Source organism: Pseudomonas aestiva (assembly GCF_039908605.1).
Lineage (GTDB): Bacteria > Pseudomonadota > Gammaproteobacteria > Pseudomonadales > Pseudomonadaceae > Chryseomonas > Chryseomonas aestiva.
Genome location: NZ_CP150916.1, coordinates 1,345,738 through 1,367,132, shown reverse-complemented (window position 1 = coordinate 1,367,132; position 21,395 = coordinate 1,345,738). Strand labels below are relative to the sequence as shown.

The 21,395-nt window shown below is 64.7% G+C and carries 25 protein-coding genes; 11 read left to right on the top strand and 14 right to left on the bottom strand.

What is annotated here, in order from left to right:
• Positions 1 to 92: 92 nt before the first annotated feature.
• Positions 93 to 1,214: a S1C family serine protease gene (locus tag AABM56_RS06305; protein WP_133859829.1), complete on the top strand. Its 1,122-nt coding sequence runs from the start codon at positions 93 to 95 to the stop codon at positions 1,212 to 1,214.
• A gap of 145 nt (positions 1,215 to 1,359) precedes the next feature.
• On the opposite strand, the gene hisC is transcribed toward AABM56_RS06305, so the two are convergent.
• The 10 genes from hisC to AABM56_RS06255 form a co-directional block, all read right to left on the bottom strand.
• The gene (hisC, locus tag AABM56_RS06300; RefSeq protein WP_133859830.1) at positions 1,360 to 2,415 is read right to left on the bottom strand and encodes a histidinol-phosphate transaminase; all 1,056 of its coding nucleotides are present in this window, start codon (positions 2,413 to 2,415) and stop codon (positions 1,360 to 1,362) included.
• Positions 2,412 to 3,731, bottom strand: coding sequence for a histidinol dehydrogenase (gene hisD / locus AABM56_RS06295; protein ID WP_263259186.1), 1,320 nt, complete (start codon positions 3,729 to 3,731; stop codon positions 2,412 to 2,414). The genes hisC and hisD overlap by 4 nt, the downstream gene beginning before the upstream one ends.
• A 289-nt stretch (positions 3,732 to 4,020) precedes the next feature.
• Complete coding sequence (gene hisG / locus AABM56_RS06290; RefSeq protein WP_133859832.1) at positions 4,021 to 4,662, bottom strand: ATP phosphoribosyltransferase; 642 nt, start codon at positions 4,660 to 4,662, stop codon at positions 4,021 to 4,023.
• A gap of 9 nt (positions 4,663 to 4,671) precedes the next feature.
• On the bottom strand, positions 4,672 to 5,937 hold the full coding sequence (murA, locus tag AABM56_RS06285; RefSeq protein WP_133859833.1) for a UDP-N-acetylglucosamine 1-carboxyvinyltransferase: 1,266 nt from the start codon (positions 5,935 to 5,937) through the stop codon (positions 4,672 to 4,674).
• Between the two features lie 22 nt (positions 5,938 to 5,959).
• Positions 5,960 to 6,199: a BolA family protein gene (locus AABM56_RS06280; protein ID WP_133859834.1), complete on the bottom strand. Its 240-nt coding sequence runs from the start codon at positions 6,197 to 6,199 to the stop codon at positions 5,960 to 5,962.
• 73 nt (positions 6,200 to 6,272) lie between these two features.
• Complete coding sequence (locus AABM56_RS06275; RefSeq protein ID WP_347883914.1) at positions 6,273 to 6,587, bottom strand: STAS domain-containing protein; 315 nt, start codon at positions 6,585 to 6,587, stop codon at positions 6,273 to 6,275.
• A complete protein-coding gene (locus tag AABM56_RS06270; protein ID WP_187978686.1) occupies positions 6,584 to 7,234 on the bottom strand; it encodes a phospholipid-binding protein MlaC in 651 nt (216 codons plus the stop codon). The genes AABM56_RS06275 and AABM56_RS06270 overlap by 4 nt, the downstream gene beginning before the upstream one ends.
• Before the next feature lie 14 nt (positions 7,235 to 7,248).
• Entirely contained in the window at positions 7,249 to 7,725 is a 477-nt protein-coding gene (gene mlaD / locus AABM56_RS06265; protein ID WP_007159511.1) for an outer membrane lipid asymmetry maintenance protein MlaD, read from the bottom strand.
• A complete protein-coding gene (gene mlaE / locus AABM56_RS06260) occupies positions 7,725 to 8,519 on the bottom strand; it encodes a lipid asymmetry maintenance ABC transporter permease subunit MlaE (protein WP_059314028.1) in 795 nt (264 codons plus the stop codon). Before mlaE ends, mlaD begins: the two co-directional genes overlap by 1 nt.
• Positions 8,519 to 9,328: an ATP-binding cassette domain-containing protein gene (locus tag AABM56_RS06255; protein ID WP_187978685.1), complete on the bottom strand. Its 810-nt coding sequence runs from the start codon at positions 9,326 to 9,328 to the stop codon at positions 8,519 to 8,521. The genes mlaE and AABM56_RS06255 overlap by 1 nt, the downstream gene beginning before the upstream one ends.
• Positions 9,329 to 9,532: 204 nt before the next feature.
• Here AABM56_RS06255 and AABM56_RS06250 point away from each other — a divergent pair, with 204 nt between their 5' ends.
• The 9 genes from AABM56_RS06250 to AABM56_RS06210 all read left to right on the top strand — a co-directional run bounded on the left by AABM56_RS06250 (position 9,533) and on the right by AABM56_RS06210 (position 16,061).
• Entirely contained in the window at positions 9,533 to 10,507 is a 975-nt protein-coding gene (locus AABM56_RS06250; RefSeq protein WP_133859838.1) for a KpsF/GutQ family sugar-phosphate isomerase, read from the top strand.
• Positions 10,508 to 10,589: 82 nt separating this feature from the next.
• The gene (gene lptC, locus AABM56_RS06245) at positions 10,590 to 11,162 is read left to right on the top strand and encodes an LPS export ABC transporter periplasmic protein LptC (RefSeq protein WP_007159515.1); all 573 of its coding nucleotides are present in this window, start codon (positions 10,590 to 10,592) and stop codon (positions 11,160 to 11,162) included.
• On the top strand, positions 11,149 to 11,691 hold the full coding sequence (gene lptA / locus AABM56_RS06240) for a lipopolysaccharide transport periplasmic protein LptA (protein WP_007159516.1): 543 nt from the start codon (positions 11,149 to 11,151) through the stop codon (positions 11,689 to 11,691). The genes lptC and lptA overlap by 14 nt, the downstream gene beginning before the upstream one ends.
• On the top strand, positions 11,688 to 12,416 hold the full coding sequence (gene lptB / locus AABM56_RS06235) for an LPS export ABC transporter ATP-binding protein (protein WP_017640054.1): 729 nt from the start codon (positions 11,688 to 11,690) through the stop codon (positions 12,414 to 12,416). Before lptA ends, lptB begins: the two co-directional genes overlap by 4 nt.
• A 102-nt stretch (positions 12,417 to 12,518) precedes the next feature.
• On the top strand, positions 12,519 to 14,018 hold the full coding sequence (locus AABM56_RS06230; RefSeq protein WP_133859839.1) for an RNA polymerase factor sigma-54: 1,500 nt from the start codon (positions 12,519 to 12,521) through the stop codon (positions 14,016 to 14,018).
• Between the two features lie 91 nt (positions 14,019 to 14,109).
• Positions 14,110 to 14,418, top strand: coding sequence for a ribosome-associated translation inhibitor RaiA (gene raiA, locus AABM56_RS06225; protein ID WP_007159519.1), 309 nt, complete (start codon positions 14,110 to 14,112; stop codon positions 14,416 to 14,418).
• An 18-nt stretch (positions 14,419 to 14,436) separates the two neighbouring features.
• A complete protein-coding gene (gene ptsN / locus AABM56_RS06220) occupies positions 14,437 to 14,901 on the top strand; it encodes a PTS IIA-like nitrogen regulatory protein PtsN (RefSeq protein ID WP_133859840.1) in 465 nt (154 codons plus the stop codon).
• Between the two features lies 1 nt (position 14,902).
• Positions 14,903 to 15,757: an RNase adapter RapZ gene (gene rapZ / locus AABM56_RS06215; RefSeq protein WP_133859841.1), complete on the top strand. Its 855-nt coding sequence runs from the start codon at positions 14,903 to 14,905 to the stop codon at positions 15,755 to 15,757.
• 31 nt (positions 15,758 to 15,788) lie between these two features.
• On the top strand, positions 15,789 to 16,061 hold the full coding sequence (locus AABM56_RS06210; RefSeq protein ID WP_133859842.1) for an HPr family phosphocarrier protein: 273 nt from the start codon (positions 15,789 to 15,791) through the stop codon (positions 16,059 to 16,061).
• Between the two features lie 67 nt (positions 16,062 to 16,128).
• On the opposite strand, the gene AABM56_RS06205 is transcribed toward AABM56_RS06210, so the two are convergent.
• The gene (locus AABM56_RS06205) at positions 16,129 to 16,743 is read right to left on the bottom strand and encodes a superoxide dismutase (RefSeq protein WP_133859843.1); all 615 of its coding nucleotides are present in this window, start codon (positions 16,741 to 16,743) and stop codon (positions 16,129 to 16,131) included.
• A 224-nt stretch (positions 16,744 to 16,967) separates the two neighbouring features.
• A complete protein-coding gene (gene pmbA, locus AABM56_RS06200) occupies positions 16,968 to 18,317 on the bottom strand; it encodes a metalloprotease PmbA (RefSeq protein ID WP_133859844.1) in 1,350 nt (449 codons plus the stop codon).
• Between the two features lie 92 nt (positions 18,318 to 18,409).
• On the opposite strand from pmbA, the gene yjgA reads away from it, so the two are divergent.
• Positions 18,410 to 18,934 carry a ribosome biogenesis factor YjgA gene (yjgA, locus tag AABM56_RS06195; RefSeq protein WP_133859845.1) on the top strand — a complete coding sequence of 175 codons (525 nt, stop codon included), beginning with the start codon at positions 18,410 to 18,412 and terminating at the stop codon, positions 18,932 to 18,934.
• Between the two features lie 35 nt (positions 18,935 to 18,969).
• Here the strand turns inward: yjgA and tldD are convergent, their stop codons facing one another.
• Positions 18,970 to 20,415 (bottom strand): metalloprotease TldD, encoded by a 1,446-nt coding sequence (gene tldD, locus AABM56_RS06190; protein ID WP_133859846.1) that lies wholly within the window; start codon positions 20,413 to 20,415, stop codon positions 18,970 to 18,972.
• Between the two features lie 111 nt (positions 20,416 to 20,526).
• A complete protein-coding gene (locus tag AABM56_RS06185) occupies positions 20,527 to 21,366 on the bottom strand; it encodes a carbon-nitrogen hydrolase family protein (RefSeq protein WP_133859847.1) in 840 nt (279 codons plus the stop codon).
• Positions 21,367 to 21,395 lie beyond the last annotated feature (29 nt).

Genomic DNA, 21,395 nt, shown 5'->3' with positions numbered 1-21,395 from the left:
CGCCACAGCGTGTCTTCGGGTGGCGCCGCTCCTTATAATGCCCACCAGCTTATCCGGCGCACCCCGGGTGGACAAATTCAAGGATGTGATCGATGTACAAGGCTTTGCGTTATCTCGGCTGGCCCGTGCTGTGCGGTCTGCTCGTTGCAGCCCTGATCATGCAGCGCTATCCGCAATGGCTCGGCCTGCCCGCACAGCCGCCGCTGTTCGAGGCGGCCCAGGCGCCCGCGCATTCGCGCCAGCAGGGACCGGTCTCCTATGCCGACGCGGCGAGTCGCGCCGCGCCAGCGGTGGTGTCGCTGCGTTCGACCAAGGCGGCCAAGCCGGGCAAGGCCGGTGACACGGCCAGTGACCGCAAGGGTGTGACCAAACCGGTGGAGGAGCTCAGCCTGGGCTCGGCCGTGCTGATGAGCCATGACGGTTATCTGCTGACCAACAACCACGTGACCCTCGATGCCGAATCCATCGTGGTGGCGCTCGCTGACGGGCGTCAGACCCTGGCCAAGCTGATCGGCAACGATCCGGCCACGGACCTCGCCGTGCTCAAGATCGACCTGCCCAACCTGCCGGCCATTTCGGTGGGCGATTCGACCGCCATCCGCATCGGCGACGTGGTGCTGGCCATCGGCAATCCCTTCGGCGTCGGCCAGACGGTGACCATGGGTATCATCAGCGCCACCGGCCGCAACCAGCTGGGTCTCAATACCTACGAGGACTTCATCCAGACCGATGCGGCGATCAACCTGGGCAATTCGGGCGGAGCGCTGGTGGATGCCAACGGCAATCTGATCGGCATCAACACCGCCATCCTTTCCGGCGGCTCCCAGGGCATCGGCTTCGCCATCCCGATCAAGCTGGCCATGGAGGTCATGCGCTCGATCATCCAGCATGGCCAGGTTATCCGCGGCTGGCTGGGGGTGGCAGTGGAAGTCATCACGCCAGAGCTGGTCAAGACCTACGGCCTCAAGGTCGACCAGGGCATCGTGGTGACCGATATCGATCCGGAAGGACCGGCGCACAAGGGCGGTCTGCGTGCCGGCGACGTGCTGGTCAAGCTGGCCGGCCAACCGATCAGGGACGGCCGGCTGGCGATGAACCAGATCGCCCGCAAGCAACCCGGCGACAGCATCCCCATCGAGGTGCTGCGCCAGGACAAGACCGTGCAGGTCAAGGTTACCGTCGGGCTGCGTCCCCTGATGGAGAAGGCACGCTAGGCTCTATACGTAAAGTGCCTACGCTCGGTGATGCTTCGTTGAAAAGCGCTTCGGAATGCTCATTTACCATTCGTAAACTCCGCTTCCTCAGCGCTTTTCGCCTCGCCTGACCATCGCTCGGCAACTTTTCGAACAGAGCCTAAGCTCAGAGGGTATCGAGGGCCGTGATCAACGCCTGATTCTGCACGGGCGTACCAATGGTGATGCGCAGGAAGTCGGCGATGCGTTCGGGACGGCTGAAGTGGCGCACGATGACGCCATGCTCGCGCAAGCCCGCGGCCAGCACCGCCCCGCCCTTCTGCACATGACGGGCGAAGATGAAGTTGGCGGCCGAGGGCAGGACTTCGAAGCCGCGCTCCAGCAACTGGCCGACCAGGGCTTCGCGACTTTCGACCACCTGCCGGCAGGTCTCGTCGAAATAGGCGCGATCCTCGAAGGCAGCGGTCGCGCCGGCCAGGGCCAGGCGATCCAGCGGATAGGAGTTGAAGCTGTTCTTGATCCGCTCCAGGGCCTCCATCAGCGGCGCCTGACCCATGGCCAGGCCTACCCGCAGACCGGCCAGGGAACGGGACTTGGACAGCGTCTGGGTCACCACCAGATTGGCATGGCGCTCGATCAGGGCAACCGCCGACTCCGCCCCGAAGTCGACATAGGCTTCGTCCACCACCACCACCGAGGTCGGATTGCCGGCGACGATGCGCTCGATGGCGTCCAGCGCCAGGGCGCTGCCGGTAGGCGCATTGGGGTTGGGGAAGATGATGCCGCCATTGGGGCGCAGATAGTCCTCAGGGACGATCTGGAAATCCTCGTCCAGCGCCGGGGTCTCGAAGGCGATGTCGTAGAGGCCGCAATAGACCGGATAGAAGCTGTAGCTGATGTCCGGGAACAGCACGGGTCGGCCATGGCCGAACAGCCCCAGGAAGATGTGCGCCAGCACCTCGTCCGAGCCGTTGCCGACAAACACCTGGTCGCTCTGGATGCCGTAGTAGCGGGCGACGGCGTCCTTCAGCGCCTGGCCGTTGGGGTCGGGATAGAGGCGCAGGTCGTCGGTGGCCGCGGCGCGGATGGCGTCCAGCGCTCGCGGCGACGGACCGTAGGGATTCTCGTTGGTGTTGAGCTTGACCAGGTTGGTCAGCTTGGGCTGCTCACCGGGTACATAGGGCACCAGATTCTTGACGAAGGGACTCCAGAGTTCGCTCATGCCTGCTCCTCCTGAATGCGGTATTCGGCGCTGCGGGCGTGGGCGGTCAGGGACTCGCCACGCGCCAGGACCGAGGCGACCCGGCCCAGCGCGGAAGCGCCAGCGGCCGAACAGTGGATGATCGAGGAACGCTTCTGGAAGTCGTATACGCCCAGGGGCGAGGAGAAGCGCGCGGTGCCCGACGTCGGCAGCACATGGTTGGGACCGGCGCAGTAGTCGCCCAGGGCCTCGGCGGTGTAGCGCCCCATGAAGATGGCGCCGGCGTGGCGGATCTTGGGCAGCCATTGCTCGGGCTCGGCGACGGACAGTTCCAGGTGTTCGGGGGCGATGCGGTTGGCCACCTCGATGGCCTGGGCCATGTCGGTAACCTGGATCAGGGCACCCCGCCCTTCCAGGGAGGCGCGGATGATGTCGGCGCGCTCCATCTCCGGCAACAGGCGGGCAATGCTGGCCGCCACGGCGTCGAGGAAGGCGGCGTCCGGACTGACCAGGATGGCCTGGGCGTCCTCGTCGTGCTCGGCCTGGGAGAACAGGTCCATGGCGATCCAGTCGGGATCGGTCTGGCCGTCGCAGACCACCAGAATCTCCGACGGGCCGGCGATCATGTCGATGCCGACCTTGCCGAACACGTGGCGCTTGGCGGTGGCGACATAGATGTTGCCGGGACCGACGATCTTGTCCACCGGCGGCACGCTTTCGGTGCCATAGGCCAGGGCGGCCACGGCCTGGGCGCCGCCAATGGTGAAGACGCGATCGACACCGGCCAGGGCCGCAGCGGCCAGCACCAGTTCGTTGACCTCGCCGCGGGGCGTCGGCACCACCATGACCACCTCGCGCACGCCGGCGACCTTGGCGGGAATGGCGTTCATCAGCACCGAGGACGGATAGGAGGCCTTGCCCCCCGGCACATAGAGACCGGCACGGTCCAGCGGGGTGACCTGCTGGCCAAGCACGGTGCCATCGGCCTCCTGGTACTGCCAGGAATCCTGGCGCTGCTTTTCATGATAACGACGGACGCGCTCGGCGGCGGCTTCCAGGGCGGTGCGCTGCTCCGGCGTGATCCGGGTCAGGGCTTCTTCCAGACGCGCACGCGGCAGGATGAGATCGCTCATCGAGGTCGTTTCGACACCGTCGAAGCGCCGGGTGTATTCCAGCAGGGCCTGATCGCCCTGATGACGGACGTCGGCGATGATCGCCAGGACCCGCTGGTTGATGTCGGCGTCGGACACCCCTTCCCAGCTCAGCAGATGATCCAGATGCTCGGCGAAATCCGGAGCGGCAGCGGCGAGTCGGCGGATGGCGAGCGGAGCGGTCATGGCGGATCCTCTTCAGGAGAGCGAAAGGGGCGCCCGAGAGTAACAGCCGGCTCCGTGTGGGCGCCCGACAATTTGGCTATGGCACGGATAGGCGAAGCTGGAGGGATGGAAGCGGTCCGGGCCGGCATTAACCTGCCGGCCCGGACCCAGAGCCTGTTCAAAGTCTCGCGAGCTAGAGACAAACAAGGCGAAAATGGCTGAGGAAGCGGAGTTTACGAGTGGTCAATGAGCATTCCGAAGCCATTTTCAACGCAGTTTGGCCAACGCGCAGCAGGCTTTGAACAGGTTCTCAGGCGCCGCGCGCCTCGACGGCGTGGCGCAGGGTCTCGATGAGCGCCTGGATACGACCGTGCTGCATCTTCATCGAGGCCTTGTTGACGATCAAGCGCGAGCTGATGTGGGCGATCAGCTCCTGGGGTTCGAGACCGTTGGCCTTGAGGGTATTGCCGGTGTCGACCACGTCGATGATCTTGTCGGCCAACCCCACCAGCGGTGCCAGCTCCATGGAGCCGTACAGCTTGATGATGTCGACCTGGCGGCCCTGCTCGGCATAGTAGCGCTTGGCGACATTGACGAACTTGGTCGCCACCCGCAGCCGGCCACGCGGCGCCGGAGCGCCCACGGCGCCCACGGCGCCCGCGGTCATCAGCTTGCAGCGGGCGATGCGCAGGTCCAGCGGCTCATAGAGGCCATCGCCGCCGTATTCCATCAGCACGTCCTTGCCGGCCACGCCCAGGTCCGCGGCGCCATGCTCCACGTAGGTGGGCACGTCGGTGGCGCGGACGATGAGCAGGCGCACATCGTCCTGGGTGGTCGGGATGATGAGCTTGCGGCTCTTGTCCGGATTCTCGGTCGGCGCGATCCCCGCCGCTGCCAGCAGCGGCAGGGTGTCGTCGAGGATACGGCCCTTGGACAGGGCGATGGTCAGCATCGGAGGTCCTTACTTGGGCGTACGACGGATCTTGGCACCGAGCAGCTGGAATTTCTCCTCGATGCATTCGTAGCCGCGGTCGATGTGGTAGATGCGATCGATCAGGGTATCGCCTTCGGCCACCAGGGCCGCGATGACCAGGCTCGCCGAGGCGCGCAGGTCGGTCGCCATGACCGGGGCGGCCTTGAGGCGCTGGACGCCGGTGACGATGGCGGCATTGCCTTCGATGGCGATGTTGGCGCCCATGCGCACCATCTCGTGAACGTGCATGAAGCGGTTCTCGAAGATGGTCTCGACCACGGTACCGGTGCCTTCGGCGACGGCGTTCATGGAGATGAACTGGGCCTGCATGTCGGTGGGGAACGCCGGGTAGGGCGCCGTGCGGATGTTGACCGCGCGGGGGCGATTGCCCTTCATGTCCAGTTCGATCCAGTTGCTGCCGGTCGAGATGTGAGCACCGGCCTCTTCCAGCTTGGCCAGCACGGCCTCGAGGATGGTCGGATCGGTGTCCTTGAGCTTGACACAGCCGCGGGTGGCAGCGGCGGCGACCAGATAGCTGCCGGTCTCGATGCGGTCCGGCAGCACCGAATAGGTGGCGCCCCCGAGGCGCTCGACGCCTTCCACGGTGATGGTGTCGGTACCGGCGCCCTGGATGTTGGCACCCATGGCGATCAGGCAGTTGGCCAGATCGACGACCTCGGGCTCGCGAGCGGCGTTCTGGATGACGCTGCGACCCTTGGCCAGGGTGGCGGCCATCAGCACGTTCTCGGTACCGGTCACGCTGACGGTATCGAAATAGTAGTGGGCACCGCGCAGGCCACCGGCCGGCGCCTTGGCCTTGATGTAGCCGCCCTCGACGGTGATCTTGGCACCCATGGCCTCCAGGCCGCGCAGGTGCAGATCGACCGGACGCGAGCCGATGGCGCAACCGCCGGGCAGGGCGACTTCCGCTTCGCCGAAGCGCGCGACCATCGGACCCAGCACCAGGATCGAGGCGCGCATGGTCTTGACCAGTTCATAGGGCGCGACCAGGGTCTTGATGCTGGACGCATCCACCTCGACATTGAGCTTTTCACCGATCACCGGCTGGACGCCCATTCGGCCGAACAGCTCGATCATGGTGGTAATGTCGTGCAGGTGCGGCAGGTTGGCGATGGTCACCGGGGTGTCGGCGAGCAGGGTCGCGGCGAGGATCGGCAGGGCGGAGTTCTTGGCCCCGGAAATGCGAATTTCACCGTTCAGGCAGTTGCCGCCGGTAATGATCAGTTTGTCCATAGCGAGTTCTCGGCGCTGCGAATCAGGCGCGTTCGGCCCAGGCAGCACGGGTGAAGAATTTCATGGTGACAGCATGGATGCTGCCATCGGCGATCTGCGGCTGGAGATGGGAGTAGACCTGCTGCTGACGCTTGACCGGGCTGAGTGCCTGGAGCTCGTCGCTGATCAGGTAGAGCTGGAAATTGCAGCCCTCACCTTCCACTTCGACCTGGGTATCGACCAGTTTTGCCTCAAGGAGGCTTTTGACTTCTTGGGCCTGCATGGCGGCACCTCGGCAATCTAGTTCAGCCGGCGATCATACAAAAAAACCGGCTGTACGGCGACTGTGATGACCGTTACCCGTGAGCGTCGTCCGCCAGGGGCAGCAGTTCGAGGGCATCCGAGACCTCGGCGATCTGCCGCAACTCGGAGGGCAGGCCAGCGATGGCCAGCGAACACCCTGCGGCCTGGGCATCGCGCGACCAGGCCAGCAACAGCGCCAGTCCGGCGCTGTTGGAGTGTTCAACGCCAGCGCAGTCCAGCACCAGCGGACCGCTGCCCTGGGCGATCAGGGTACGACCTTGTTCGCGCAGGGACGGCACACTGGCGTGATCGAGTACGCCCGACAGCTGCAGCCGGGCGCCCTCGCGGGTGATGGCGGCGCGACTCACGAACCGACCTTGGCCTTCTGGGCCTCGGGAGAATCCTTGGCCTTGGCCACGGTGCCCGCCCAGTTGTTGATGGTCTTGTCCAGGTCGTTGCCGTTTTCCTGCATCGCCTGGGCGAACTGGTCGCGGAACAGCTTGCCGAGGTTCAGACCATTGATGATGACGTTGCGCACCTTCCAGTCATTGCCCTGCTTGACCATGCTGTACTGCACCGGGTAGACGGCACCGTTGTTGCCCTTGACCTCCATGCCCACGCTGGTGCGATCGGGACCATCGGACGGACCTTCGGGCAGTACCCGGATACCCTGGTTGTTGTACTCCAGCAGCGCGTTGCCATAGAACTGCATCAGGCTGCGCTTGAAGTTTTCCTGGAAGCGCGTCATCTGCTCGGGCGAGGCGCTGCGGCTATAGCGCACGGTCATGATGCTGCGCGAGATGCCTTCGGCATCCACCACCGGGCCGAGGATGTTGTTGAGCGACTCGTAGAAGGCTTCCGGACTGCTGCGATACTTGTCGCGATTGGCCTCGAGATCGCTGAGCAGCGTGCTGGTGGTCTGCTGGATCACGTCGTGGGCCGAGGGTGCCGCCTGGGACACCAGGGGCAGCAGGGCCAGGATCGCGATCACTCCGTGACGAAGTAGCTTGAGCATGGAGAAGCCTCTCATCATTTATTGGCGGAAGAGTCTTTATTGACCGAATTGAGCAGGAATTTGCCGATCAGGTCTTCGAGAACCAGGGAGGATTGTGTATCTCGAATGGTCGAGCCTTCCTTGAGCACCTGTTCGTCCCCGCCCACGCTGATGCCGATGTATTTCTCGCCGAGCAGGCCGGCAGTCAGGATCGAGGCGATGGAGTCGGTCGGCAGGTTGTCCACCTGCTTGTCGATCTGCATGGTGACCCGACCACGGTAGCTGTTGCGGTCGAGATCGATGGCGGTGACCTTGCCGATGGTCACGCCCGACATGGTCACCCGCGATCTCACTGTGAGACCGGCGATGTTGTCGAAGTAGGCATAGACCTTGTAGGTATCGTGATGGTCGCTCATCGTCAGACCGCTTACCCGCAGCGCCAGCAGCAGCAATGCGAGCACGCCGGCCAGCAGGAAGAGTCCGACACCGATTTCCTGGGTGCGGGTTTGCATCAGAGATCTCCAAACATCAGGGCGGTAAGAATGAAGTCGAGGCCGAGCACGGCAAGCGACGCATAGACGACGGTACGGGTGGTGGCGCGACCGATGCCTTCGGAGGTCGGCTCGCAGTCATACCCCTGGAAGACGGCGACCCAGGTCACCACGAAGGCGAACACCAGGCTCTTGATCACGCCATTGAGCACGTCACTGAGCATCACGCTGTTCTGCATGGTGGCCCAGAAGGAACCGTCGTAGACGCCGAGCCAGTCGATGGCGACCATGGCCGCGCCCCAGATACCCACCACATTGAACATGGCGGCCAGCAAGGGCATGGAAATGAAGCCGGCCCAGAAACGCGGCGCGACGATGTACTTGAGCGGATCCACGCCGATCATTTCCAGGCTGGACAGCTGCTCGGTGGATTTCATGTTGCCGATTTCGGCGGTCAGGGCGGAACCGGCCCGACCGGCGAACAGCAAGGCCGTCACCACCGGGCCCAATTCGCGCAGCAGCGTCAGGGCGACCATCTGCCCCACGGCCTGCTCGGAGCCATACTTGACCAGGATGTTGTAGCCCTGCAGGGCGATCACCATGCCAATGAAGAAGCCCGACACCACGATGATGGGCAGTGACATCACGCCCACCGAATAGAGTTGCTTGCCCAGCAGCTGCAGGCCGCTGCCCACGCCACCACGACCGAACACAGCCAGGAGCAGGACGATGACGGAGCGGCCAATGGCCGCCACGACGTCCAGCCCGGCCTTGCCCAGCCGACGAATCCGCTCCACGGCGGAGACCTTACGCATCAGTGTTTCCCCAGCAAGGCATCGCGCAGATCAGGCGCGGCGTAGTGGAAGGGTACCGGGCCATCGGGGATGCCCTGCATGAACTGGCGAACCCGCGGATCGGGCGATTCGCGCAGCTCCTTCGGCGTGCCCTGCCCGAGCACCTTGGTATCGCCGACCACATAGAGGTAGTCGGCGATGCTGGCCGTCTCGGCCAGGTCGTGGGAGACCACGATGCTGGTCAGCCCGAGCGCCTGGTTGAGCAGGCGGATGAGCCGTACCAGCACGCCCATGGCAATGGGGTCCTGGCCGACGAAGGGCTCGTCGTACATGAGGATCTGCGGATCCAGGGCGATGGCCCGCGCCAGGGCGACCCGGCGCTTCATGCCGCCGGACAGCTCGTCCGGCATCAGCTCGACGGCACCGCGCAGGCCCACCGCCTGCAGCTTGAGCAGGACGATGTCGCGGATCATCTCTTCGGGCAGCTTGGTGTGCACCCGCAGTGGAAAGGCCACGTTCTCGAACACATCGAGATCGGTGAACAGCGCGCCGCTCTGGAACAGCACGCCCATCTGCCGGCGCATGTCGAACAGCTCACCCCGGGACAACTGCGGCAGGTTGGCGCCATTGACCCAGATCTCGCCACTGCTCGGTCGCAACTGGGCGGCGATGAGGCGCAACAGGGTGGTCTTGCCACTGCCGGACGGTCCCATGATCCCGGTGACCTTGCCCCGCGGGATGCGGATATCGACCCGGTCGTAGATGAGACGCGTGCCGCGCTTGAAGGAAACGCCCTTTAGCTCCACGGCGTACGGGCTATCGACGGTCATCGAGACTCCTAAGGTTCAACTCTGTGCAGGGAGACGCCGCTCCGCCGCTTCAGGGCACGCGGCTCTCGCGTTCGGCGACCCCGGCAAAAGGGCGGCACTATAGCATTCGTTGCCGATGTGACTCCTGAACTGCGGGCGGCGTTGCTGAGTGTCGCGGCTTTGCGCATATAATTTCCGATTGTCCCGTCACCTGCCTTCTGACCCATGCCCGACTCAATAGATTTCATCGCTTCCGCCAAGCGCACCATAGATGTAGAGCGAGCGGCCGTGGCCGCCCTGGGCGAACGCATCGACGAAAGCTTTGCCGCCGCCTGTCGCCACCTGCTCGCCTGCCGTGGGCGCATCGTGGTCCTGGGCATGGGCAAATCCGGGCATGTCGGCAACAAGATCGCCGCGACCCTGGCCAGCACCGGCAGTCCGGCCTTCTTCGTACACCCGGCCGAAGCCAGCCATGGCGACATGGGCATGATCACCCGCGATGACGTCATCATCGCCATCTCCCAGTCGGGCACCTCCAGCGAGATCCTGACCCTGCTGCCGCTGATCAAGCGCCTCGGCGTCCCGCTGATCAGCTTCGCCGGCAATCCCGCCTCGCCGCTGGCAAAAGCTGCGGACGTCAACCTGGATACCAGCGTCGCCACCGAGGCCTGCCCGCTCAATCTGGCACCCACCTCCTCCACCACCGTAGCCCTGGTGCTGGGCGACGCCCTGGCCATCGCCCTGCTCGAGGCCCGTGGCTTCACCGCCGAGGATTTCGCCTTTTCCCATCCGGGCGGCGCCCTGGGTCGGCGCCTGCTGCTGAAGGTGGAAAACGTCATGCATGCCGGCGTCGACCTGCCGCAGGTCAGCGAAGACACCCTGGTTTCCGATGCCCTGCTGGAGATGTCGCGCAAGGGACTGGGCATGACCAGCGTGCTCGGCACCGATGGTCGTCTGGCCGGCATCTTCACCGACGGCGATCTGCGTCGCGCCCTGGATCGCGGCATCGACGTGCGCACCACGGCGATCGCAACCGTGATGACCCGCGGAGGTCGAACCGCCAGGGCGCAGATGCTCGCCGCCGAGGCGCTGAAGATCATGGAAGAGCACAAGATCAACGCGCTGGTGGTGATCGATGACGAGCACCGGCCGATCGGCGCCCTCAACATGGGTGACCTGCTACGCGCCGGGGTGCTGTAGGCCGGGTTATACTGCCCGACTAATACGCCGCAATCTCGTGTTCAACCCGCCGCCCCTGGTGCGGCCCACCACAGGTACCCTCATGTTTCGCAGCTTGCGCCGCCCCGTGCTGTTGGTCCTGATCGCCGCCGCGCTCATCGCGATCGGCTACTGGAACATCCTGCCGCAGCGCTTCGTCGATGCTCCGGCCTCGTCGACCCCGCAAGACAGCGCCATCGACGGCTATGCCCTCAATACCCGGACGATCCAGTATCGCCTGGACGGCAAGATCCAGTACGAACTCAAGGCGGAGCGCAGCGAACACGTCAAGGCGACCGACGTCACCCTGGTGACCCGGCCCGACATGCTGGCCTTTCGCGGCACCGACTATCCCTGGCACATTCGCAGTGCCCGCGCCGAGGTCGCCCCCGGTGGCAGTCAGGCGGAGCTGATCGATGACGTGCGCGTCGAGCGTACCGATGAAAAAGGCCGCCCGGTGGTGTTGACCACCACCCGCATGACCGTCTTTCCTGACAAACAATATGCGCAAACCGAGCAAGCCGTTAGAATCGAGGCCGCCAATGGGGTGACCACGGCCAATGGCATGAAAGCGTATCTAGAAGACGGCAGAATGCTCCTGCTGTCCAACGTAAGAGGCCAGCATGAGGTTCGTTAAAACCCTCCCCTTCCTGTTCACCCTCGGCGCCACCTTTGGCAGTGCCGCGGCTTGGGCCCTGCCGACCGATCGCACCCAGCCGATCCGCGTGCAGGCCGACAGCGCCGAGCTCGACGACAAGCAGGGCGTGGCCGTGTACCGCGGAGACGTGGTCATCACCCAGGGCAGCATGAAGATCACCGGCAACACGGTGACCTTGACCCAGGACAATCAGGGCAACATCAAGGTCGCCACCGCAGTGGGCAAACCGGCCTACTACGAGCAGAAGCCTTCGGCGGACAAGGACATCGTCAAGGCCTATGGTCTGACGATCCAGTATTTCGCCCAGGAAAATCGCATCATCCTGATCGACCAGGCCAAGGTGGTCCAACAGGGCAACACCTTCGAAGGCGAGAAGATCGTCTATGATACCCAGCGCCAGATCGTCAACGCCGGGCGCGCCAACGGTAGCAAGGTCACCACGCCGCGGCCGCGCATCGACATGGTCATCCAGCCCAAGGATCAGCAGCAGTCGGGGCAGGGACAATGACGGTCACGCTCAAAGCCCAGCATCTGGCCAAGAGCTACAAGGGTCGTCAGGTCGTTCGCGACGTCAGCGTCAGCATCGACAGCGGCCAGATCGTCGGCCTGCTCGGTCCGAACGGCGCCGGCAAGACCACCTGTTTCTACATGATCGTCGGCCTGGTCAAGGCCGATCAGGGTCGCGTGCTGATCGACGATCAGGATGTCACCGCCCTGCCCATGCATGGCCGGGCCCGCGCCGGGATCGGCTACCTGCCGCAGGAAGCCTCGATCTTTCGCAAGCTGACCGTGGCCGACAACATCCTCGGCATCCTGGAAACCCGCAAGGATCTGGACAAGGCCGGTCGCCTGCGCGAACTGGAAAGCCTGCTGCAGGAATTCCACATCACCCATATCCGCGACAATCGCGGCATGAGCCTGTCGGGTGGCGAAAGACGTCGCGTCGAGATCGCTCGCGCCCTGGCCACCGCACCCAAGTTCATCCTGCTGGACGAACCCTTCGCTGGCGTGGACCCCATCTCGGTGGGCGACATCAAGCAGATCATTCGCCACCTCAAGGCCAAGGGCATCGGTGTGCTCATCACCGACCACAATGTCCGGGAAACCCTGACCATCTGCGAAACGGCCTACATCGTCAACGACGGCCAGCTCATCGCCGAGGGTACCGCCGAGGAAGTCCTCGCCAACGATCTGGTCAAGGAAGTCTATCTGGGCCACGAATTCCGCCTCTAGGCAAACCCGGGGAAACAAGGCATATAATTTGCTAACGCTCGCAGGGTTCGCGAGGTTCGGTGGCGCTGTTCGCGTCGGTAGACAAGGTGTATTTCCGCAGCCATGAAACCATCGCTAGTCCTCAAGATGGGCCAGCAGCTGACGATGACGCCGCAGCTGCAACAAGCCATACGTCTGCTTCAGCTCTCGACGCTCGACTTGCAGCAGGAAATCCAGGAAGCCCTGGAATCCAATCCGATGCTGGAACGCCAGGAAGAAGGTGAAGACTTCGACCAGAGCGAAGCCTCGAGCGAAGGCGATGAGAGCTCGGGCGCGGGCAACCTGGAAACCACCTTCAAGGAAACCTCGGTCGCCGTCAACGAGATGGCCGACGACTCCGAATGGAGCGAGCGTATTCCCAGCGACAGCGAGCTGCCGGTCGATACCGCCTGGGAAGACATCTACCAGACCAGCGCCAGCAGCCTGCCCAGCAATGACGACGACGAGTGGGACTTCACCACCCGCACCTCGGCGGGCGAGAGCCTGCAGACCCACCTGCTCTGGCAACTCAACCTGGCGCCCATGTCGGATCTCGATCGCCTGATCGCCGTGGCGATCATCGACGGCATCGACACCGACGGCTATCTGCAGGAAAGCCTCGAAGACATCCATGCCTCGCTGGATCCCGAGCTGGAAGTCGATCTCGATGAAGTCGAGGTGGTGCTCAGACGCGTCCAGCAATTCGAGCCGGCCGGCGTCGCCGCCCGCAATCTGCGCGAATGCCTGCTGATCCAGCTGGCCCAGCTACCGGCCAATCTCCCCCTGCTCGGCGAGGCCAGGCGCCTGGTCAGTGACTATCTCGATCTGCTCGGCAGCCGCGACTATGCGCAGCTGATGCGGCGCATGAAGATCAAGGAAGACGAGCTCAAGCCCGTCATCGAACTGATCCAGACCCTGCATCCGCGCCCCGGCTCGCAGATCGAATCCGGCGAAGCCGAATACGTGGTGCCGGACGTCATCGTCCGCAAGCACAACGAGCGCTGGCTGGTGGAGCTCAATCAGGAAGCCGTGCCGCGTCTGCGGGTCAATCCCCAGTACGCCGGCTTCGTCAAGCGCGCCGACAGCAGCGCCGACAACACCTACATGCGCAACCAGCTGCAGGAAGCGCGCTGGTTCATCAAGAGCCTGCAGAGCCGCAACGAGACCCTGATGAAGGTGGCGACCCAGATCGTCGAGCACCAGCGCGGTTTTCTCGAATACGGTGAAGAGGCGATGAAGCCGCTGGTCCTGCATGACATCGCCGAGGCGGTGGGCATGCATGAGTCGACCATCTCCCGGGTGACCACCCAGAAGTTCATGCACACCCCGCGTGGCATCTACGAACTCAAGTATTTCTTCTCCAGCCACGTCAGCACCGCCGAGGGGGGCGAATGCTCCTCCACCGCGATCCGCGCGATCATCAAGAAATTGGTGGCGGCGGAAAACGCGAAAAAGCCGTTGAGTGACAGCAAGATCGCTGGTTTACTGGAATCGCAAGGTATACAAGTCGCTCGTCGCACGGTGGCTAAGTATCGGGAATCCCTGGGTATCGCTCCGTCCAGCGAACGCAAGCGTCTCATCTGACGCGTCCTGATGTGTGACCGTGCTTCGTTCGATCCTTGTCATGTCGGCGAGCAGCTTCGCCGATCGCAGCCCGGCAATAAGGAGAAGCGGTATGCAAGTCAACATCAGTGGCCATCAGCTTGAAGTGACAGAAGCCCTGCGTGACTACATCGGCGAGAAACTCGCCCGCCTCGAACGGCACTTCGACCGTATCACCAACGTCCAGGTCATCCTGGAAGTGGACAAGCTCAAGCAGAAAGCCGAAGCCACCCTGCACGTCGCCGGCGCCGCGGTGGTTGCCAATGCCGAGCACGACGACATGTATGCCGCCATCGATCTCCTGGCCGACAAGCTCGACCGTCAACTGATTAAACACAAGGAAAAATCGATCGAACGCCAGCAGGGCGTCGGCGTCCGCTGAGGTTTCGATCGCCGCTTTATGATCAGACTCGAAAACATCCTGACCCCCGGCCGCACCCAGACGGGTGCGCCGGGTGGCAGCAAAGCCGCTGTACTGGAACGCATTGCCGAACTGGCCGCGCAGGAACTGCCCGGCCACGACGCGGCGCACATCCATGAATGCCTGATGGCGCGCGAGCGCCTGGGCTCGACCGGTTTCGGCAATGGCATTGCCATTCCCCACTGCCGCCTGGCGGGTCTGCAACAACCGCTGTGCGTGCTCTTCCACCTGCAGCAACCGGTGGACTTCGATTCCCTGGACGGCGCTCCGGTAGACCTGGTGTTCGTCCTGCTGGTCCCAGAAGCCGCCACCGAGCAGCACCTCACCCTGCTGCGCCAGATCGCCGGCATCCTCGATCGCGCCGACATCCGCGAGCGGCTGCGCAAGGCCAGGGATAGCCAGGCGCTCTATCAGATCGTCGTCGAGGCCCAGAGCGGACACTGACATGCACCTCATCATCGTGAGCGGACGTTCCGGGTCGGGCAAGAGTACGGCGCTCAACGTGCTTGAGGACAATGGCTTCTATTGCATCGACAACCTGCCGGCCAGTCTGCTGCCCGATCTGGCCCAGCATGCGCTGACCGACATGGAGCGCCCCCAGCCCAAGGTCGCCCTATCCATCGATGCGCGCAACCTGCCCAGTCAGTTGCAACGCTTTCCCGAATTGCTCGAACAGGTGCGCAGTCGCAACATCCGATGCGACGTCCTCTACCTGGATGCCGATGACCAGGCGCTGCTCAAGCGCTTTTCCGAGACGCGCCGCCGGCATCCGCTGTCGAACCAGGAAAGGTCCCTGGCCGAAGCTATCCATGACGAGCAGGTGCTGCTGTCGCCCATCGCCGACCTGTCCGACCTGAAGATCGACACCACCCACCTGAATCTCTATCAGCTGCGTGACATCCTCAAGTTGCGCCTGCTGAACGCGCCGGAGCCCGGTACCGCCTACCTGGTGGAATCCTTTGGCTTCAAGCGCGGGCTGCCGGTGGACGCGGACATGGTGTTCGATGTGCGCTTCCTGCCCAATCCCTACTGGAAACCGGACCTGCGCGACTTTTCCGGACTGGATGCGCCGGTACGCGACTATCTCGAGCAACAGCCCGAGGTAGAGACCCTGTACAATGACATCCGCGATTACCTGGTGAAGTGGCTGCCGCGTTTTGCCGCCAACAACAGGTCCTATGTGACCGTGGCCATTGGCTGTACCGGTGGTCACCACCGTTCGGTCTATCTGGCCGATCGCCTGGGTCGCGAACTCAAAGACCTGCTCAAGAACGTCCAGATTCGTCACCGCGATCTCTGACGCCCGTTTTGTTTCGACAAGGACAGACTCAATGCCTGCCCAACAGATCACCATCATCAACAAGCTGGGCCTGCACGCCCGTGCGGCTGCCAAGTTCGTCGGCGTGGCCGGCCGCTATCCTGCCAGCATTCGTGTCGGCCGCAGTGGCGAGCCGCCCGTGGATGGCAAGAGCATCATGGCGGTCATGATGCTGGCCGCTGGCAAGGGCACGGTGCTGCAACTGGAAACCGAGGGTGAACAGAGCGACGAGGCCATGCGCGCCCTGGTCGAGCTGATCAACAACTACTTCGACGAAGGTGAGTGATCGGCCCTCCTCCAGCATCGCCCAATAAAAAAGCCGCCCGAGGGCGGCTTTTTTATTGGGCGTCGACTCAGGCGTTCAGCGCCGCTTCGTAGCGACGGGTCACTTCCGGCCAGTTGATGACGTTGAAGAAGGCGCCAATGTACTCGGGACGGCGGTTCTGGTAGCGCAGGTAGTAGGCGTGCTCCCAGACGTCCAGGCCGAGGATCGGGGTGTTGCCGGTCATCAGCGGGCTGTCCTGGTTACCGGTGCTCTCGACCACCAGCTTCTTCTCGGGGGTGACGCTCAGCCAGGCCCAGCCACTGCCGAAGCGGGTCAGGGCAGCCTTGGTGAAGGCTTCCTTGAAGGCATCGAAGCCGCCCAGCTGGGACTCGATGGCTTCGGCCAGGGCGCCTTCGGGCTTGCCACCGGCGTTGGGGGCCATCACGGTCCAGAACAGGCTGTGGTTGGCATGGCCGCCACCGTTGTTCTGCACGGCGCCGCGCTTGTCCTGGGGCAGCTTGTCCAGCTGGCGAACCACGTCTTCGGCCGACAGGTTGGCGAACTCGGTGCCTTCCAGCGCCGCGTTCAGGTTGTTGATGTAGGTCTGGTGATGCTTGGTATGGTGGATTTCCATGGTCTGGGCATCGACGTGCGGTTCCAGCGCGTCGTAGGCGTAGGGCAGCTGAGGCAGAGTATGCGGCATGCGGATTGTCTCCATGGTGGCTTTGGTAAGGACCCATTGCCCTTGGGCGATGGGGTGTACGGCTGGTGCGCCACGGCGCACCGTCTGAAGCCTGGGCCGTCCGGTCAGCAGATTCGACCGCACGGCTATGTCCTAGTGCATTGCTAGGATACTAACGAGTAACGGGGTAGGCTGTCTCCCGTTCGACAGGATTTTCCTTTCCACGACGTCTGCGGTGACCTGCACTAGCTGCCCGCCAGGGTCATGCCATCGATCAACACCGAGCCGGTGCGCAGACTGCCGCGGCGTTCCACGTCGCTGCCCACCGCCAGGATCTGGCGGAACATGTCGCCCAGCCGCCCGGCGATGGTGACCTCCTGGACCGGAAACTGGATCTCGCCATTCTCGACCCAGAAGCCGCCTGCGCCACGGGAATAGTCGCCGGTGACCAGGTTGGTGCCCTGCCCCATCATTTCCGTGACCAGGAAGCCGGTGCCCATCTGCCGGATCAGTTCGGCCTGGTCCGCCGTGCCGTGGCTGACATGGAGGTTGTGCACGCCGCCGGCATTGGCCGTGCTCTGCATGCCCAGCTTGCGCGCGGAATAGCTGCCGAGCACATAGGAGACCAGGCGGCCATTCTCGACGAAGGGCTTGGCGTAGGTGGCCAGGCCCTCGCCGTCGAAGGCGGCACTGCCCAGGGCGCGCGGCAGGTGCGGCCGCTCGTCCAGGGTCAGCCAGTCGGGAAACACCTGCTGGCCCAGGGCGCCTTCGAGGAAGGACGACTTGCGATAGAGATTGCCGCCGGAGATGGCGGCGAGAAAGGTGCCGAACAGACCGGCCGCCATTTCCGGGGAAAACAGCACCGGGACCTTGGCGGTGGGCACCGGCCGCGCGCCCAGGCGGCTCACGGCGCGCTCGGCAGCGCGGCGGCCGATTTCCTCGGCACTCATCAACTCGCTGCCGATCCGGTTGACGTCGTAGTAGTAGTCGCGCTGCATGGCCTCGCCACTGCCGGCGATCATCACGCAGCTCAGGCTGTGGCGGGTGCTGGCATAGCCGCCGACGAAGCCGTGGCTGTTGCCGTACACCCGACAGCCCTGGTGGGTATTGAGGGTGGTGCCGTCGGCGTTGCCGATGCGACTGTCGGCGGCATAGGCCGCCGCCTCACAGGCCAGGGCCTGCTCGATGGCCTGCTCGGGGGTGATGTCCCAGGGATGATAGAGATCGAGATCGGGCAACTCGCCGCGCGCCATCAGCTCGGCGTCGGCCAGGCCCGCACAGGGATCCTCGGAGGTGTGCTTGGCGATGGCCAGGGCCGCAGCCACGGTTTCGCGGATCGCCTCGGGACCGGTAGCGGAGGTACTGGCCGAGCCCTTCCGCTGACCGGCATAGAGGGTGATGCCAAAGCCCTGGTCGCGATTGAATTCGACCGTTTCCACCTCGCCCTTGCGGACCGAGGTGGACAGGCCCTGGTCGACCGATACGGCCACTTCACCGGCACTGGCGCCCTGGCGCCGGGCCTCGGCCAGGATGGCCTCGACCTGTTCGCGCAATTCGGGGAGCGCAGCGGGACCCACGGCGGCGTTGCGATTCATGACGTTCTCCTTACGGACGGCGCCGGCCAGGCCGGACAACCGTGCGGCAACTCGTTATGATGGCGCCCATTCTTAGCTGGACCCCATAGTTCATGGTTGATTCTTACGACGACGACGCGCCGCTGGGCGAAAAGAGCAAGACACAGGTCAAGCGCGAGCTGCATGCGCTGCAGGATCTGGGCGAACGCCTGGCCGGTCTGCCGGCCGAGCAGCTGGACCGCCTGCCGCTGACCGATCCGTTGCGCAAGGCCCTGGCCGAGGCGCCCAAGCACAAGACGCACATCGCGCGCAAAAGGCATGTCCAGTACCTGGGCAAGCTGATGCGCGACCAGGACCTGGAAGCCATCCTGGCACTGGCCGACCAGATGGACACCTCGACGCGGCAGTACAACGAGCGCTTCCATGCCCTGGAGCGCTGGCGCGACCGCCTGATCGCCGAGGGCGACCAGGCCCTGGAAGCCTTCGTGGCGCTCTATCCGGAAACCGACCGCCAGCACCTGCGCGGCCTGGTGCGGCATGCCCAGCACGAGGCCGCGCACAACAAGCCGCCCGCGGCGGCGCGCAAGGTGTTCAAGTACATCCGCACCCTCGACGAGAGCCAGCGCGGTCTGCGCTAGGTCTCTGTCCGCGATGGCCACGGCCGGCGCCCGCATCAGGCGCCGGTGCCGCCCACGGTGATGGCATCGATCTTCAGGGTCGGCTGGCCCACGCCCACCGGCAGTGACTGGCCGTCCTTGCCGCAGGTCCCTACCCCCGCATCCAGCGCCAGGTCGTTGCCGACCATGGACACCCGGTTCATGACCTCGGGGCCGTTGCCGATCAGGGTGGCGCCCTTCACCGGGCGACCGAGCTTGCCGTTCTCGATCAGATAGGCCTCGTTGGTGGTGAAGACGAACTTGCCGCTGGTGATGTCCACCTGACCGCCACCCAGGCTGGCGCAATAGATGCCCTTCTCCACCGAGGCGATGATCTCGGCCGGATCGCTCTGGCCGGCCAGCATGTAGGTGTTGGTCATGCGCGGCATGGGCAGGTGCGCATAGGATTCGCGGCGACCGTTGCCGGTGGGCGCCACGCCCATCAGCCGGGCGTTGAGCTTGTCCTGCATGTAGCCCTTAAGGATGCCGTTCTCGATCAGCACGTTGTAGCCGCTGGGCGTGCCCTCGTCGTCGATGGACAGGGAGCCGCGACGATCCGGCAGGGTACCGTCGTCGACGATGGTGCACAGCGAGGACGCCACCTGGCGACCGAGCTGGCCGCTGTAGTTGGAGCTGCCCTTGCGATTGAAGTCGCCTTCCAGGCCATGGCCGACCGCCTCGTGCAGCAGCACGCCGGACCAGCCGGCCCCCAGCACCACCGGCAGGGTGCCCGCCGGGGCCGCGGTGGCTTCGAGATTGACCAGCGCCTGGCGCACCGCTTCGCGGGCATAGCCCAGGGCGCGGTCGTCACGCTGGAAATAGCGGTAGTCGCAGCGACCGCCGCCGCCGCTGTTGCCGCGCTCGCGGCGGCCGTTCTGCTCGACGATGACACTGACGCCCAGGCGGACCAGCGGGCGTACGTCGGCCGCCAGGGTGCCGTCGACCGCGGCCACTAGGGTGCGCTCCCAGACCCCGGCCAGGCTGATGGTGACCTGCTGGATGCGCGGATCCAGGGCGCGGGTCGTCTCGTCCAGCTGCTTCAGGAAGGTGACCTTGGTGGCGCGATCCAGCACTTCGAGGGGATTGTCCTGGCCATAGAGCCGCTGCGCCGGCTCTACCGCGCGAAACGCCTGGACCTGGCCTTCGGCACCGCTGCGGGAGATGGAACGCGCGGCCTGGGCGGCCAGATCCAGGGCCTCGCCGGTAATGGCGTTGCTGTAGGCGAAACCGGTCTTCTCGCCGGACAGCGCCCGCACCCCGACGCCCTGGTCGAGGTGGAAGCCGCCTTCCTTGACGATGCCGTCTTCCAGCAGCCAGGACTCGGAGACGATGCTCTGGAAATACAGGTCGGCGGCGTCGATGCCGGGTCCGGCCAGACGCTGCAGCACGGGTTGCAGATCGTCCACCGCGAGTCCGCCGGGGCCCAGCAGGGCCGAGCCGACGCTATTCAGGTAATCACTCATGGAAACTCCAGACGACGCCACCGGGGGCGTCGGAACGATGAAAGGGTCGCGAGGTGACCTTTAGCCTACTCGCGGAAGTGACTGATCCCTGATGCAAAAGACCAATGGCCGTCATTGCCGTTCGGCCAGGCGCGCCGGCAGGAAGCGGCGGTGCTGGGTCACGGGCATCCGCTGCCGCAACGCCGCCTGGCGCTCGGCATCGCGCTCGATGAGCAGCACGGCCTCGCCGCTGGCCTGGACGGCAAGCACCTCGCCCCAGGGATCCACGGCCATGGCGTGGCCCCAAGTCGTGCGGCCATTGGCGTGGACACCGCCCTGGGCAGCGCCCAGCAGGTAGCTCTGGGTCTCCACCGCCCGGGCGCGCAGCAGCAGCTCCCAGTGGGCCTGGCCGGTGGGCACGGTAAAGGCCGAGGGGGCGCTGATCAGCTCCGCACCGGCAGCGCGCAGGGCGCTGTAGAGTTCGGGAAAGCGCAGGTCGTAGCAGACGGTCAGGCCCAGGCGGCCGACCGGGGTATCCACCACCGTGAGGGTCTCACCGGCGGCATAGTGGTCGGATTCCCGATAGCTGCCCTGGCTGTCGCTGACGTCGGCATCGAAGAGGTGCAGCTTGTCATAGCGGGCGACGCGGCGACCTTGGTCGTCGAACAGCAGCGAACAGGCACAGGGCTTGCCCTCGGTGGCACCGTCGGGCAGCAGCGGCAGGGTACCGGCGAGCAACCAGAGCCCCAGTTCGCGCGCCCGACTGGAGAACCAGGGCAGGATCTCGCCCTGCCCCAGCGCCTCGGCCCGCGCCAGTTCGGCAGGGGCTGGATGGCCAATGGCGACGAAGTTTTCCGGCAGCACCGCCAGGCGCGCGCCCGCTCCGGCAGCGCGTTCGAGCAGTCGCTCGGCGGCGCGCAGATTGGCCGCCACCGCGGGGCCGCTGACCATCTGCAGGATGGCTATGGACATGCAGGCACTCCAGAAGGGAGCGTCCATCC